This window comes from Ralstonia pickettii, from assembly GCF_000607165.1.
Classification (GTDB): Bacteria; Pseudomonadota; Gammaproteobacteria; order Burkholderiales; family Burkholderiaceae; genus Ralstonia; species Ralstonia holmesii.
Genome location: NZ_JFZG01000025.1, coordinates 140,235 through 155,548 on the forward strand (window position 1 = coordinate 140,235; position 15,314 = coordinate 155,548).

Genomic DNA, 15,314 nt, shown 5'->3' on the forward strand with positions numbered 1-15,314 from the left:
TGCTCAACACGGCCCTGATCCGTCGCCGCGCTTTTTCACCCGTACCGCCGTCACCTTATATTCGGGCGCGTGCACCAAGCGGTCGCGTACGGGGGATGTCAATCGGTTGATCAATAGATCGGCGCGGTGGAAGCTGCAGAACAGTTGTCCAATTTGCATCGCACGGCTGATATGCAACGGCAGGATCGCGGAACCATACCTGCTTGACACCTCGACCACGTCGCCTTCCATCAAGCCATGGCGTGCTGCATCCGCTGGTGCCATATCCAGTGTGTCCGATGGCCTCAGCGCCGCGTTGGGGGTGCGGTAGCTCATCGTGCCGGCGTTGAAGTGCTGCAACACGCGGCCTGTGGTCAGAAGGAAGGGATAGTCGTCGTCTGGTTGCTCGGGCGTGGGCACGTATGCGATAGGGGCCAGCGTGGCGGTCTTGTTACCGAAAAAACGGTCCTGATGGAGTACGGGTGTTCCGGGATGCGTTTCATCCGGGCATGGCCAGTGCAGATCTTCGCCATCGAGGCGCGAGTACGCCAGGCCGGCCCCTTGCGGCCAGACCGAACGTACTTCGTCCCAGATCTGCTGAGCGCCCTCGAATTCGAAACCCTTCGACTTGCCCATGCGGGCAGCGAGCGCCTGGATGATCCACCAGTCAGAACGTGCCTGCCCGGGAGCCGCAGTGACGGCGCGAACACGCTGTACGCGTCGATCCGAGTTCATGAAGGTGCCTTCTTTCTCGAAGGCCGATGCCGCCGGCAGAAACACCGTGCCGAACGTTGCAGCAGTCTGGTTGATGAACAGGTCTTGCACGATCACCAGATCCAGGGCGCCAAGTGCGGCTGCCGTTGTGGACGCATTAGCCAGGGAGAGATAGATGTCGTAGCCCATTACCCACAGCGCCTTGAGTCGGCCCGCGCGGGCAGCGTCCATCATTTCCAGAACATCCAGCCCCCGTGTTGCAGGCAGTTGGGTTCCCCACACTTGTTCGAATCGAGCGCCCGCCTGGCCAATTGACTGGGCGCCCGTGAGCGTGGCGGGGTCGCATCCCATCTGTGCCGCGCCTTGTACGTTGTTCTGTCCGCGCAATGGATTGATGCCGCTGCCAGGCCGACCAAGGTTGCCCGTCAGCAACGCCAGGTTGATGAGCGCCATCACTCCTTCGCTGCCTTGCAGGTGCTCGGTTACGCCCAGGCCATGAAAACACATCGAGGGCCGCCCTTTGGCGTAGATTCGGGCGGCGGCGCGAATGGCCGGCGCCGAGACCCCACACAACCCGGCAACGCTCTCCGGAGAATAGGCAGCGACATGCGCGGCGAAGGTATCGAAGCCGCTGACCCGCTCGGACAGAAACACGCGATCAACCCACCCTTCCTCGATGATCACGGCGGCCAACGCATTGAACAGCGGCACGTTGCAGCCCATGCGCACGGGCAGATGCACGTCAGCCAACTCTGCCAGCTCTGTACGGCGCGGGTCGATGACCACGAGCTGCGCGCCCGCCAATACAGCCTGTTTGATGCGCGCACCGACCACCGGATGGTTCTCGGTCGGATTCGCACCGCAGATCAGGAACGTGCTCGCATGCTCAATATCATCGAAGGTGTTGGTGGCTGCGCCAATGCCAAGCATCGTCTTCAGCGCTTTCGCACTTGGGGTATGGCAAACGCGCGCGCAACAATCGACGTTGTGGGTGCCCAGTACCACGCGAGCAAACTTCTGGGCCAGATAGTTCTCCTCATTGGTCGCACGCGACGATCCGAGTACGCCAATGGCATCTGGCCCGTTCGCGGCGATGATTTCCTGCAGCCGCGCCGCCGTGAAGCCAAGCGCCTCATTCCAGCCCACCGTTTGCCACCTCCCATTACGCCGCAGCATCGGTTGGGTAACACGGTCCGGGGCGTGGTTGTACTCAAACGCATACCGGCCCTTGAGGCACAGATGCCCGCGATTGACAGGGCGATCGGCAGGTCGCACGGCGACGACCTGACCATTGGCCGTCCCGACTTCCATTTGGCAGCCGACACCGCAATATGCGCAGGTTGTACGAGTCCAAGCCGTTGGCTTGACGCCGGACCGTTTGTCGAACAAGGCACCGCTCGGACAAGTCTCTACGCAGGCGCCGCAACTGACACAGCCTGCGGTGAGTAACGTCGGCCCTTTGCCGACCGCGATGTGCATCGCATCGCCGCGCCCGGTTGTCTCCCAGATGAACTGCCCCTGGACCTCCTCGCAGATGCGCACACAGCGCTCGCAATAGACACAGCGCTCCATGCCGACGCCAAGGTAGGGATGGCTGTCATCCTTGAAGAAGAGTCCGTCCTCCTGCTTACCGCCAGGGGGTACCCCGTATTCGGCCAACAGGCGGTGAAACGGGTGTTTCGGGTCTGCTGCATACGCCGTTCGCGGATAGCGTGCGGCGATGAGTTCCAAGTTGGTGCGGCACAGTGCGTCGAGTGCATTGCTGCGGGTCTGCACGACCATGCCCTCAGCCACTTCTGCGGTGCAGCTTGCAACAGGCCGCGGTTGGCCTTGCACCTGCACAAGACACAGACGGCACGCGCCAGAAGGCGTCAGACGTTTATCGTGGCACACGTGCGGAACGGCCTTCCCCGCCGCCGACAGCGCGTCGATCAACAGTGAGCCGTCCGCCGCTTCCAATGGAATACCGTCGACCGTCAGTCGCACCATGCTTGTAGCTCCGACGGATAGTGGCGTCGCACAGACTGGACAAACTCGGCCAGCCCTCGGCCATGCCCGCAAAGGCTGGTCGCTTCCAAGGCCTCAATCAAGCGGCGGAAGCGGTCCGCATCGATTGGTAGACGGTTGGCCGCCGCATCTGCCATGGCTGCCAGAACGGGCACACCAAGATGACAGGGCGTGCACTTGCCACAAGACTCGCGAGCGCCAAAGCGCAAGACCTGCGCAACGATGCGTGGGATGGATGAGTCGTCGGCAAACGCGATGACGCCGCCGTGCCCCACGGCACAGTCGATGGACTGCATCTCTTCGTAGCCAAGCCGGATGTTGAGCAATGTCGGCGGGACAATGCCGGCCAGAGGCCCCCCGACCATCAACCCCTTCAGCTTGCCACGCCGCAACCCTTGACCGAGCCGCTCGACCACATCCGCCAGACTGATGCCGAACTCGACTTCGTAGAGCCCGGGGCGGCGAAACAGAGAGTTCAGAGACAACAACTTGGTCCCTCGGCTGTTTGAGAAACCGAGGGCGGCATAGGCGGCCGCGCCATGGGTCACGATCCAGGGAATCGCGCACAAGGTCTCAACGTTGTGCACGAGAGTGGGAGCGCCAAACAGTCCGCGCTCGCTGATCTGTGGTGGTCGTGGCCGCACTTCCGGGCGTCGACCTTCCAGCGCGTTCAGCAGTGAAGTTTCTTCTCCGCAGATGTAGGCACCCTGCCCCACGACCAGTTCAAGCTCGAGTGTCGGGCCGAGCCAGCTGGCCGCGCGCGCCTGTTCCAACGCATGCGACACGACGCGCACCGCTTCCGGATACTCTTTGCGGATGTAGATGTAACCGCGTCGCGCGCCTACGGCGTGTGCGGCAATCGCGGTGGCCTCAATGACGCGAAACGGGTCATCTTCCAGCAAGAACCGATCAGAGAACGCCCCGGGGTCACCTTCGTCCGCGTTGACGACCACATACTTGGTTTGGGCGCGTGCGTTGGCAACGGCTTGCCATTTGATGCCAGCGGGGAATGCGGCGCCGCCTCGCCCTCGCAATCGGGACGCCTCCACCATGTTCACCAAAGCTTGCGGCGCCATCTGCCGAGCCTTTTCGAGCGCGGCCCCGTCGCTACGATAGGTCGGCAGATCACGCACGCCACCCCGCAGCACGTTGCCCAGCAGAACTGGCTGGCTGGCATGTTGGCCGACGTGCGGTCGAATATCGTGCATGCCGTCACTTGGTGCGTCATAGCACTTGCCAAGGCAGTAGAGCGCAGGTGTCTGTGTGGCCGCGATCTGCCAGAGGTCTGGCCTATCAGCGCGAGCAGCGAAGCACGCCAACCCCGCACAAGCGCACTCGCTGATCGCAGTGTGCTCAAGGTGATAAAAGCCGCTCGGGGCCAGATGCCGTTGCCGTGGCATCTTCATGGCCTGGCTGGAATCTCGGTTCGTGAGCGACGTCGGCGTGGCCTCTGGGGTAGACACGACGTCGCTGCCGTTAGCCTGGTTCGCGCCTCCCCGCCGTTTATGCCGGTGCAGGCGCCTGCGCAGCACGTCTCGCATAACTGGCTTCATCTTCGTGGCCGAACAATGGAAGGACAGAATCATTGTTCGCCAGCCTAGCGCGCGCAGCTTGATGCCGGTCAAGCCGCCGGTTGATACCGAGTCATTACGGTGCTGCCGAAAGGTCGGATTGGTGTTTTGCGAGGCACATTTTTTCGAGAAATTCCCGCTGGCCATGCGACGCCCTGGCCGCCGTAAATGCTCGGCCTTTCTCTGACAGAAACGTCCGGGCTGCCCGTGTCCGTGCGGAGTCTCTCAGCGCTTTCATGATCTGCCGCGCGACTTCCGCACCTGTGTGCTGCTTATGCCCGTTGAATGGGCACCATCCCGCTTTCCGTTATGTGCCTGCAAGCCTATATTTGGCCTCAGGGGGGGCACGATGGACACGTCACCGATCATCCACAAAACCGCTGACGACTGGCGTGTCGAACCAAACCTTGTCGACTATGAAGCCGAGTGCCGCAGCTTTTCTTGGGACGCCATCGGTCGTGAGTTGACGGGCCTGCCTTCCGGGGTGGTCAACATTGCGTGGCATGCAGTGGACCGCCACGCAGTCGATGGTGCCGGCGAGCGAATTGCGTTCCGCTTCCTCGCTGCTGACACGCCCGGCCGCCCGGTCAGCTACGCACAATTGCGCACGCAGACCAACCGCTTTTGCAACGCACTGCGCGCGCTGGGCGTTGGCAAGGCCGATCGGCTCTTCATCCTCTCGGGGCGTATTCCGGAACTCTATATCGGCCTGTTGGGCGCCCTGAAGAATGGCACGGTGGTCTGCCCTCTGTTTTCCGCTTTTGGCCCCGAGCCTATTGCCACCCGCGTCAACCTCGGTACGGGCACCGTGCTACTGACAACCGATGCCCTCTATGCACGCAAGATTGCCAAGTGGCGCGACCGCATGCCAAGTCTCAAACATGTGCTGCTGGTGGCGGAGGACGGCGGCACGACGTCTGAGCCTGGCACGCTTGATGTCGCTTCTCTGCTGCGCAGCGCATCGGACCTGTGCGAGATCACGCCGACTACGGCCGAGGACATTGCGCTGCTGCATTTCACTAGCGGCACCACCGGCACCCCGAAGGGCGCGGTCCATGTGCATGGTGCAGTCGCGACGCACTGGGCAACGGGCAAGTACGCGCTGGACCTGCACGCCACCGATATCTACTGGTGTACCGCCGATCCTGGCTGGGTGACCGGCACCTCTTACGGCACCATTGCCCCGCTGCTGCATGGCGTGACCTCGGTCGTGGACCAGGAGGAATTTGATGCTGAACGCTGGTACGGCATCCTGCGCAACGAACGTGTCAGCGTCTGGTACACCGCGCCAACCGCGATCCGCATGCTGATGAAAGCGGGCGCGGACACGGCAAAGCGATACCCGCTCACACAGCTTCGCTTCATCGCCAGCGTCGGTGAGCCATTGAACCCGGAGGCTGTCTGGTGGGGCAAAGAGGTGCTGGGGCTGCCAATCCACGATAACTGGTGGCAAACCGAGACGGGCGGCATCATGATCGCCAACACGCCAGCGTTCGACATCAAACCAGGATCGATGGGCCGGCCCCTGCCCGGCATTGAAGCCGCGATTGTGCGGCACCGTGAAGATGGCGGTGTAGAGGTCATCAATGAGCCCAACATGCAAGGGGAGCTCGCGCTCAAACGAGGGTGGCCGTCCATGTTCCGAGGCTATCTCAACAATGAAGAGCGCTATCGAAAGTGTTTTGTCGGCGACTGGTATCTGACTGGTGATCTAGCTGAGCGCGATGCAGACGGCTATTACTGGTTCGTTGGCCGCGCCGACGATGTCATCAAGTCCGCCGGGCACCTGATCGGCCCCTTTGAGGTCGAAAGCGCACTGATGGAGCATCCGGCTGTGGCCGAAGCCGGCGTGATCGGCATGCCGGACCCGATCATTGGGGAGCGGGTTAAGGCCTTTGTCTCGCTCAACCAAGGGTTCGAGCCCACCGAAGCACTGCGCATGGAATTGCTTGCGCACGCCAGGACGCGCCTGGGTGCTGCGGTCGCCCCTAAAGAGATCGCCTTTCAGGAACAACTCCCACGCACACGCAGCGGCAAGATCATGCGGCGCTTGCTGAAAGCCCGAGAGCTCGGCCTTCCCGAGGGCGATACATCAACGCTGGAGGGTGGAACATGACCGTCATCGACCATCCGCCACCGCCGCCGCCTACAGGGCCTGTCCCCTACGACCGAGCCTTCGCACAGGCGCTGCTGCGCGACATGATGCGCATTCGCCGTTTTGAGGAGAAATGCGCGGAGCTTTATGGGGCGGGCAAGATACGCGGCTTCCTGCACCTATACATCGGCGAGGAAGCCGTTGGCGTGGGTGCCTTGCGTGCGTTATGCGCGGAGGACAACGTCGTTGCGACCTACCGTGAACATGGCCATGCCCTGGTGCGTGGCATGGACATGGGTGTGCTGATGGCCGAAATGTACGGCAAGTGCGAGGGCTGCGCCCGCGGACGCGGTGGGTCCATGCACCTGTTTGACCGCAAGACCCGACTGTTTGGTGGCAACGCCATTGTTGGCGGGGGGCTGCCCATCTCGGTGGGTCTGGCGTTGGCGGAGAAGATGCAAGGCGCCAACCGTATCACCGCCTGCTTCTTCGGTGACGGTGCGGTGGCTGAAGGCGCGTTTCATGAGTCGATGAATCTGGCCGCGCTGTGGAGGCTCCCCTTGCTTTTCTGCTGTGAGAACAACCTCTATGCCATGGGCACCGCCTTGGAACACCATCAGGCGCAGACCGACCTGTGCGCTAAGGCCGCTTCCTACGCCATGCCTGCGAAGTTTGTGGACGGCATGGATATCGTCGCCGTTCATGAGGCCGCGAAAGACGCCGTCGCGTATGTCAGAAGCGGCGCCGGGCCAGCCTTCCTGGAGTTTCGTACGTACCGCTTTCGGGCTCACTCGATGTACGACCCTGACCTCTACAGGCAAGCGGCGGAGGTTGAAGCCTGGAAGGCACTCGGTCCAATCCACACGTTCACGGAGCGCCTGAAGGCCGAGGGGAAATTGGCTGAAGACGAGTTTCTTGCCCTCGATGCTGCGATCAATGCCGAAGTGGCCAAAGCTGAGGCCTTCGCGGACGCTGGCACCTGGGAAGCCGAAGAAAACTTGCTGAAGGACCTCTACACGCCTGCCGGAGCCGCGCCATGAGCCGCCGCCTCAGTTACCGCGACGCGTTGCGCGAAGCCTTGCGGGAAGCGCTCCTCGGTGATCCGCGCGTGTTCCTCATGGGCGAGGATGTCGGCCGGTATGGCGGCTCCTACGCAGTTTCCAAAGGGCTGCTGGCCGAGTTTGGTCCCGAGCGCATCCGCGATACACCGCTCTCGGAACTCGGATTCACTGGTGCCGGCATCGGTGCGGCACTGGGGGGCATGCGACCTATCGTCGAGGTGATGACAGTCAATTTCAGCCTGCTGGCTCTCGATCAGATCGTGAACACAGCTGCGCTATACCGGCACATGTCGGGCGGACAGTTCTCGGTGCCGCTGGTCATTCGCATGGCCACGGGCGCTGGTCGCCAAGTGGCCGCACAACACTCGCACAGCTTCGAAGGCTGGTATGCCGGAATTCCAGGGCTCAAGGTGGTGGCCCCCGCCACAATCGAGGACGCACGCGGCATGCTTGCACCCGCCTTGGCCGATCCTGACCCCGTACTGATCTTCGAACATGCCGCGCTTTACAACATGGAAGACGAACTTCCCGATGTCAGTGCGGTTGACATCCGCTCTGCCTGCATCCGGCGACCCGGAAAGGACGTGTCGATCATCACTTACGGTGGTTCACTCCACAAGGCGCTGCAAGCAGCCGAAACGCTTGCTGCCGGAGGCATTTCCGCCGAGGTGATTGACCTGCGCTCGTCGCGCCCGCTGGACGATGCCACGATCATGATGTCGGTCGCCAAATGCCGTCGTGCGGTCATCGTTGACGAAGGATGGCGCAGCGTCAGCCTGGCCTCCGAAATCATGGCGCGCATTGGCGAGCAGGTGTTCTACGAGTTGGACGCGCCGGTGGCCCGGGTCTGTACTGCCGAGGTGCCGATTCCTTACGCAAAGCACATGGAAGAAGCCGCACTACCGCAGCCAAACCGGATCGTCGATGCGGTCAAGCAGATGCTGGCATGACGGTCCCTTCAAGCGCTGCGACCTCCGTGGAGACCGCATGATCGAATTTACGCTGCCCGCTCTGGGCGCCGACATGGACGAGGGCACGCTGCTCGAATGGCTGATCAAGCCCGGCGACACCGTGAAGAAAGGCCAGATCGTTGCCGTGGTCGACACAAGCAAGGCGGCGATCGACATCGAGAGCTGGCACGAAGGCACCGTTGCCGAATTACTGGTTGAGCCTGGCACGAAGGTTCCCGTCGGGACGTTGATGGCAACATTCCTGGAACCGGGCGAAGCGCCTGCTGCCATCGCGCATTCGCGCAAGATTCCGGCGGCTACGGGCTCACAACCATCCTCGGGGCGGCGCCAAATGGTCTCACCCGCTGCTCGCCAGGCTGCGCGCCAGCGCGGCATCGACATCGGCTCCATTGTCGGCACGGGCCCCGAAGGCGCCGTCACGCTGGCCGACGTTGAGCATGCCGCGCGAGAAAGCGGCACCGCCGGCACCGCCTCAAGCGACAAATCAGCCGACATACGCAAGACCATTGCTGCCGCAATGACGCGATCCAAACGCGAGATCCCGCACTACTACGTCGCCGAAACCATTCCCTTGGCGACCATGTTGGCTTGGCTTGCAAAGGAGAACAGTGAGCGCCCCTTGGCGGAACGTCTATTGCCAGCCATCGCTCTCATCAAGGCCGTTGCCCTGTCACTCAAGCAGTTTCCCGAGTTCAATGGCTTCTTTCGCGATGGTGCCTTCCAAGCGGCAACTGCCGTCCACGTTGGGGTGGCAATCTCGTTGCGGCAAGGCGGGCTGGTAGCGCCAGCGCTATTGGACGCTCATGCGAAACCTCTCACACAGTTGATGCAAGAACTGACCGATCTGGTAAGGCGCTGCCGGGCCGGATCATTGAGAAGCTCCGAGATATCCGAACCCACAATCACCGTGACCAACCTCGGTGACCAGGGTGTCGCGCAGGTGTTCGGCATCATCTATCCGCCGCAGGTGGCGTTGGTAGGTTTTGGCCGCATAGCCGAGCAGCCGTGGGCAGAAAACGGCAAGTTGAAGGTCATGCCTGCTGTTACGGCAAGCCTATCGGCAGATCACAGGGTGTCTGACGGGCATCGCGGCGCCCTATTCCTGACCGAATTACGCGAACGGTTGCAGCATCCGGAGGCATTTGATCAATGAGCGACGCAGAAATTCGCGCGATCGTGCTTGCGGCACTCCTTGCAATCGCCCCCGAAATCGACACCGCCGAACTCCGCCCCGACCGACCATTGCGCAGACAGGTGGATCTCGACTCGATGGATTGGCTGAATTTCCTGTTGGGATTGCACGACAAACTCAAGGTTGAGATTCCCGAATCCGACTATGCGCGCCTGGTAACGCTGGATGATGTCGTCGCGTATCTCGTCAGGGCACGAGAAACCTCGTATGGCCAGTAGACCTTGCCTGTTACCAACAACCGCAGGCGCTGCCACAGCCGGTTGTCATGCAGCGCATCGGCGTTTCGATCCCGCTGCTCTGACCATTTCATGCATGTCCCGAAGGGCATTGAGAAGCGCGACATACACGTCCACATCAGATGCCTGGTCGATTGCAAGCTCCTGCCCTTGCATCTTCACCTCGACGTGAACGAAATAGGGACCGCCGCAAAGCGGTTCGGCTCTTTCGGAAGCCAACCTCACGCTGCACCTTTCGACGCTGCATGGCAGACCATTGAGCTTGTTGAAAAATCGCCTCACGGCTTCCTTGATGGCATCGGAGGGAGGCAGATGCCGGAACTGAATCTCGACTCGTCGAGTGTCCATGATCTAGACGAATATAAAACCGAAGTTCAACAGCGAAGCGGAACCAATCGGGGGGTTCTCTTGCGGATGAACCAGTTGATCAGGCAGCGATCGCGCGCTCGACTTCATGCCTCGCTTCAGGCTAACCAGCGGAATATCTGCGCTGCCTCATATTGATACGCTTGCTTGCAAGCTAAGGTTGAAGCCTACAGAGGTGAGTCAACGCGAGTAAGCAGCCTGGGATGAAATGCACATCAGCCCGATGGCGCTCTCCATGTCAGGAAAACCTGACAAGGTCCGAAGCCAGCGCGCGCGGTCAAGCCCCACATTTCGGAAAAGCGTGCCGCGTGCGCCGGTTCTAGTTATCGGAGAGTGATTTTGAGCGACCCCGGGAGCAATCCCCGCATCTTCCTGTCGACCGTCGTGCCGCGACCGAATCAGAAGCGGTTGGTCATGGCAGCAATGCTGGCGTCTGTCGTGGTCTTTGTGGCCGTATTGCCGTTCGCTCAGTGGCAACTGGCGCAAGTTTGGGGGTTCATTCCCGTCTATGAATCCGCGGTCGTCATCAACGATCTTGTCACCGCTGCGATGCTGGTCGGGCAGTTCACCCTGCTCCGCTCGCCGGGGTTGCTGGCGCTTTCATCCGGCTACTTCTTCACCGCCACGGTTGCGGCGGCGCACATGCTCAGTTTCCCCGGGCTGTTCTCTGCATCGGGGCTTCTGAATGCAGGCCCGCAAACGACAGCGTGGCTCTATATGTTCTGGCACGGCGGGTTTCCGCTCTCGCTGATCGCCTATGCCCTTCTGCAGGAAAACGAGCGCACGCGGCATATCCGGTTGCGGCACGCACTCTCCCCCGTTCTATGGGCGGCCGGCGTCGTACTGCTTTTGACTTACGGGCTGACTGCGCTGGCTACGCACCCATCGCTCTTGGCAGCCATCATGAGCGGGCACGGATATACCGGTGCAATGTCAACGACAGTCGGCATTGTGTGGATGCTCAATGTGCTGGCCGCTGCAATTCTGTGGCGGCACCGCGGCCACTCCCTGCTGAATCTATGGTGTGCAGTTGTCGCCGTCACATCGGCATTTGAAGTGGCACTGTCTGCCGTGTTCAACCACGGTCGGTTCGACCTCGGCTTCTACGCCGGCCGCGCCTACGGCCTTGTCGCGTCCAGTTTTGTCCTTGTCGCGCTGATCATCGAACATGCCAGGCTCTACGCCATGCTGGTGAAAGCACTGGATAACGAGAGCGCAGCGCGCGCACGCGCGTTGGAGAAGACGCAACAATTGAACGAAGCGAACGAGCATCTCGAACAGCGCGTCAAGGACCGCACCGCTCAACTCAGCGTCACGAACGGCGAGCTTCGACAGGAAATCATCGAGCGTAAGCGCGCCGAACAGGCGCTTGAGCGCTCGAGAGAGGAATTGCGTGAGTTGGCAACGATCAGTTCACGGGCCGGCGAAGAAGAGCGGCGGCGCATTTCCCGCGAGCTTCACGACGAGCTTGCCCAATCGCTGGCAGCGCTTAAGGTCGACATGCAGATGTTGGAGCACAAGCTTGACGCCACGAACAAGCCGGCTGCCGAACGCTTGAGTTCAATGGAGCAAGCTGTGGACGACATGATCGGTGCGACACGGCGGCTCGCTTCCGATTTGCGCCCGTCCATGCTCGACGATCTTGGTCTTGTACCTGCGTGCAGATGGCTCGTTGATTCGTTTCAACGGCGGCACCGTATTCGGTGCGAGCTGACGATTGCGCCCGAGCACTTTGAGCTACCCGAGCCTTTCGCATCCACTGTGTATCGCGTGCTGCAGGAGTGTCTGGTCAATGTCGCACGCCATGCTGGTGCGTCGGTTGTACAGGTGCGGCTGATCTATGAGGCCCCCACCGTCCAGCTTTCCGTGCGGGACGATGGCATCGGCTTCGACCCTGCGCATCCGAGAAAAGACCTGTCTTTCGGGCTTGTTGGCTTGCGTGAGCGCGCCTATCTCGTACAAGGGAGCTTAAGCATCGACTCATCGCCCGAAACCGGAACATTGATCGAACTGACCATTCCACAAACGATAGCCGCAACTCCGCAAACACGGCTGCCAGCAGCCGATGACCAACCCAGGGCAATGTAGTTCGGCATTGCGGCACTGCTCGCTGCGGCCAGCTCATGCCAACCCATGGCTGAGCGCGTACCGGACCAAGGCGACATCATTCTGCAAGTGCATTCTTTCCAGAATGCGCGCTTTATATGTGCTGACAGTTTTTTTGCTGATGCAGAGATCGTGCGCAATCGTCGCCAGCGACTCGCCTTTCGATAAGCGCAGGAAAATATCGAACTCGCGGTCACTGAGCCGCTGATGAAGCTGCCTGTCGTCTGGGTCGCCGAGATTGTGCACGAGTAGCTCTGCCACGGCCTGCGTCATGTATGTACCGCCCGAGGCGGCCTTGCGGATAGCCTTCTCCAGCTCCTTGACCGCCCCCTCTTTCGTCAGATAGCCGACGGCCCCTGCTCGGAATGCGCGTAGCGCGTACTGGTCCTCAGCGTGCATGGTCAAGACCAAGACTTTGAGCTGCGGAACATCCCTGCGAACCTGGGCGATCAGGTCAATGCCGCTGCGCCCTGGCATCGATAAGTCCAGCACGATGACGTCGGCCGGTGTACCGCGCACCAGATCGATGGTTGATGCACCGTCAATTGCCTCGCCAACAACTTCGATATCGCAGGCATCGCTCAGAATGCGGCCCAATCCCTCACGAAAGACGGCGTGGTCATCCGCTATCAGCACCTTGATCATCGCGTCTCCCTTAGATCTGCGCTCCCATCATTTCATGGTAGGTGGCGCGGCAATTCGCATACAACGCTTGCCATATGGCTTTCTGATCAATGTCAGGAACAGGAATGTGCGCTGCTTGTGGCAACGCGACGAGGCCTCAAAACGCTCGCCAATCCTGCTCGGGCAACAGCAAGATCGTTTGCGTGATCGCGAGGGGAACGCATGGATCCGACGGAAAATGGAGCACAACATCGCGGGCATAGGCCCGTTGATGTCCATCAAGATGCGGTTCGCATCCGCGTCCAGAATGGTTTCTCCCAGTCCCCCCATAGGAGAAAGCATCATGGCTGAATCCGACACCAAGCCCGCCGTGAAGACCGGAACGGAAGCTTCGCCCAAGCAACCGGGCTCCATGCAACCCTGGCGCGCGTTCGACAACCTACGGCATGAGGTTGCGCGTGTCTTCGATGATTTCGACCGCGGATTTCATCTCTTTCCATTTCATCGTGCTGCGCTCGATATCGCGCCATTCTGGCGTCGCGAATGGGCTTTGACGTCCGCACCTGCCGTAGACGTTGTCGAAACCGATACGGCTTACGAGATCAAAGCCGATCTGCCAGGCATGGAAGAGAAGGACGTCGAGGTCAAGCTGGCCAACGGCGGCTTGACGATCAAAGGCGAGAAGCAGGAAGAGAAGGAAGAGAAACAGAAAGACTATTACCTGCATGAACGCCACTTCGGGGCATTCGAGCGTTCATTCCGCATGCCCGATGGCGTCGACGCAGACAAGATCCAGGCCAGCGTCAAGAATGGGGTGTTAACGGTGACACTCCCCAAGACGGACGCAGCGCAAGCCGCTTCCAAGACGATCCCCGTCAACGGGGGCTGATGTCTCGGATGGCTTGCCGTAAGAACGGCGGGGGACGTAGAGCGGCAAATCGTTGCACTGTTCGCACTCGTACTCGCACTCGTACTCCGTCGCTTGCGGTCTTACTCGCGGCCCGAGCCCCTACGCTCCGGCCGCGCCATCCGGTTGACAGAAACCGACCTTGAAATTCTCTGCTACCCATGATGGCGTGGCGGTGCCCAACATCGGGTCAAGGAGTTCGAGCGTGACCTTGCCATTGGATATTTCATTCCAAGACTTTCCGCACTCCCAAGCGATCGAGGCGGCTGTCATCAAACAGGCGAACAGCCTGGGCGCCGCTCAGGCGGAGATCGCACGTTGCCGCGTCAAGTTGATTCAAGCCCCACGACAACAGACACACAACCGTCCCGTCAGGGTGCACGTTGATGTGATGACACGCCACCACCGCCACCTCTCGGGCCAAGCCCTCAGTGACGACGCCCGTGAGGCACTTCGCGAAGCATTCAGAGAAATCGAGTTCGCGTTGCGAAGCGAAATGGTCCGCACGCAATCGAACGCGCTCCTCGAAGCCAAGGGGGGAATATGAGTTTGACCGTTCAAGCCGGGCGCGGCTGGGTGGACGTTCGTACAAAACGGCGAAGCGACAAGCGCTGGGATTGCGAATGCAGGTTCGTTTCGCCTAATGGGAAATGCTCGTCCTGGGTTTCCGCCGCCAACGCTGAAGGCTATGTCTCCCGAGACCTCGCATTCAGTGCGGGTGTCCTGCTCGGCCGCGAACTCGCCGCGCGCTATGCGGCAAGGGTGCAGCCGGCTCCGCCAAGCATGTATCAATGAAATGGCATGGCAAGGACTGCGCACGTCCTGCCGCTCCACGCCGTTATAAGACGCGCTGACGTGGTACTTGCCACACTGCAGGGACGTAGAGCAGCGGGCCTTCCGATATCGCAGTCAGAGACACCGCGCCGTTTGCGGAACGAATACGTGTGTCGACATCTGAAACGTATGCCCCCCTGCTCGATCAACATCAAGCGCAGCTTGCAGTCAGCCGCGGGGGGGCAGGTCAAGCTTTGCTCACGATCAAATAGGCTTCCAAGCCGTCTTCTACAGTGATGACAAGACACCTCGACACGCAGGACTTGCCATGATCGTTCCCGCCTTCGTCCACCACCAGATCGCTACAGCGGCACCCATTCGGCACATCAACGAAGACGCATTGGCAACGGCCTTTCTTCCGGATGCCAGTTCCTGTCTGCTCCCGGATCCGGCGCTTGCCATTCTGGCAAAAACAGCCGCTAACTGGTTTGCGCCGTCGTTGGCGAACAGGCTTCATGTTAGCGCCGAGCATGGGCGCATTCGCGTCGCTGGCCACGTCAACAACGCCCGCCCGCTGGCCTATTTGAAGATGACCCTGCTCCGCTTGCCTGGCGTCGGCGGGCTGGACATGACGGTTACGGTGGAAACCATCACCAATCCGCTGCGAGCGTATTCCCCCGCCATGCCACCCCAACACGTCGGATAACCCGG

Annotated in this window: 13 protein-coding genes; 9 read left to right on the top strand and 4 right to left on the bottom strand. The window is 60.9% G+C overall.

Annotated elements, in window-relative coordinates:
• Positions 1–3 precede the first annotated feature (3 nt).
• Together fdhF and BG83_RS0122765 are read right to left on the bottom strand one after the other, a co-directional pair.
• The gene (gene fdhF, locus BG83_RS0122760; RefSeq protein ID WP_024978902.1) at positions 4–2,682 is read right to left on the bottom strand and encodes a formate dehydrogenase subunit alpha; all 2,679 of its coding nucleotides are present in this window, start codon (positions 2,680–2,682) and stop codon (positions 4–6) included.
• Positions 2,670–4,418, bottom strand: a complete 1,749-nt coding sequence (locus BG83_RS0122765; protein ID WP_235193251.1) for a complex I 51 kDa subunit family protein — start codon at positions 4,416–4,418, stop codon at positions 2,670–2,672. Before BG83_RS0122765 ends, fdhF begins: the two co-directional genes overlap by 13 nt.
• A 202-nt stretch (positions 4,419–4,620) precedes the next feature.
• On the opposite strand from BG83_RS0122765, the gene acsA reads away from it, so the two are divergent.
• The 5 genes from acsA to BG83_RS0122790 are packed head-to-tail and all read left to right on the top strand — an operon-like array spanning position 4,621 to position 9,808.
• Entirely contained in the window at positions 4,621–6,387 is a 1,767-nt protein-coding gene (acsA, locus tag BG83_RS0122770; protein ID WP_024978904.1) for an acetate--CoA ligase, read from the top strand.
• On the top strand, positions 6,384–7,406 hold the full coding sequence (pdhA, locus tag BG83_RS0122775; RefSeq protein WP_024978905.1) for a pyruvate dehydrogenase (acetyl-transferring) E1 component subunit alpha: 1,023 nt from the start codon (positions 6,384–6,386) through the stop codon (positions 7,404–7,406). The genes acsA and pdhA overlap by 4 nt, the downstream gene beginning before the upstream one ends.
• Positions 7,403–8,377 (top strand): alpha-ketoacid dehydrogenase subunit beta, encoded by a 975-nt coding sequence (locus BG83_RS0122780; protein ID WP_024978906.1) that lies wholly within the window; start codon positions 7,403–7,405, stop codon positions 8,375–8,377. The genes pdhA and BG83_RS0122780 overlap by 4 nt, the downstream gene beginning before the upstream one ends.
• Before the next feature lie 37 nt (positions 8,378–8,414).
• Entirely contained in the window at positions 8,415–9,551 is a 1,137-nt protein-coding gene (locus BG83_RS0122785; protein ID WP_024978907.1) for a dihydrolipoamide acetyltransferase family protein, read from the top strand.
• Positions 9,548–9,808 (top strand): acyl carrier protein, encoded by a 261-nt coding sequence (locus BG83_RS0122790; protein WP_024978908.1) that lies wholly within the window; start codon positions 9,548–9,550, stop codon positions 9,806–9,808. The genes BG83_RS0122785 and BG83_RS0122790 overlap by 4 nt, the downstream gene beginning before the upstream one ends.
• 45 nt (positions 9,809–9,853) lie before the next feature.
• Here BG83_RS0122790 and BG83_RS28985 read toward each other — a convergent pair whose 3' ends face one another.
• Positions 9,854–10,174 carry an HPF/RaiA family ribosome-associated protein gene (locus tag BG83_RS28985; RefSeq protein WP_080693724.1) on the bottom strand — a complete coding sequence of 107 codons (321 nt, stop codon included), beginning with the start codon at positions 10,172–10,174 and terminating at the stop codon, positions 9,854–9,856.
• A gap of 357 nt (positions 10,175–10,531) precedes the next feature.
• On the opposite strand from BG83_RS28985, the gene BG83_RS0122800 reads away from it, so the two are divergent.
• The gene (locus BG83_RS0122800; protein WP_024978910.1) at positions 10,532–12,280 is read left to right on the top strand and encodes a sensor histidine kinase; all 1,749 of its coding nucleotides are present in this window, start codon (positions 10,532–10,534) and stop codon (positions 12,278–12,280) included.
• A gap of 33 nt (positions 12,281–12,313) precedes the next feature.
• Here the strand turns inward: BG83_RS0122800 and BG83_RS0122805 are convergent, their stop codons facing one another.
• Positions 12,314–12,943 carry a response regulator transcription factor gene (locus tag BG83_RS0122805; protein ID WP_024978911.1) on the bottom strand — a complete coding sequence of 210 codons (630 nt, stop codon included), beginning with the start codon at positions 12,941–12,943 and terminating at the stop codon, positions 12,314–12,316.
• A 322-nt stretch (positions 12,944–13,265) separates the two neighbouring features.
• Between BG83_RS0122805 and BG83_RS0122810 the strand changes: the two genes are divergently transcribed.
• The 3 genes from BG83_RS0122810 (at position 13,266) to BG83_RS0122820 (ending at position 15,309) form a co-directional block, all read left to right on the top strand.
• Positions 13,266–13,811: an Hsp20/alpha crystallin family protein gene (locus BG83_RS0122810; RefSeq protein ID WP_024978912.1), complete on the top strand. Its 546-nt coding sequence runs from the start codon at positions 13,266–13,268 to the stop codon at positions 13,809–13,811.
• Positions 13,812–14,034: 223 nt separating this feature from the next.
• Positions 14,035–14,376 (top strand): HPF/RaiA family ribosome-associated protein, encoded by a 342-nt coding sequence (locus tag BG83_RS0122815; protein WP_024978913.1) that lies wholly within the window; start codon positions 14,035–14,037, stop codon positions 14,374–14,376.
• A 555-nt stretch (positions 14,377–14,931) separates the two neighbouring features.
• Positions 14,932–15,309, top strand: coding sequence for a hypothetical protein (locus BG83_RS0122820; protein WP_235193255.1), 378 nt, complete (start codon positions 14,932–14,934; stop codon positions 15,307–15,309).
• Positions 15,310–15,314: the final 5 nt, after the last annotated feature.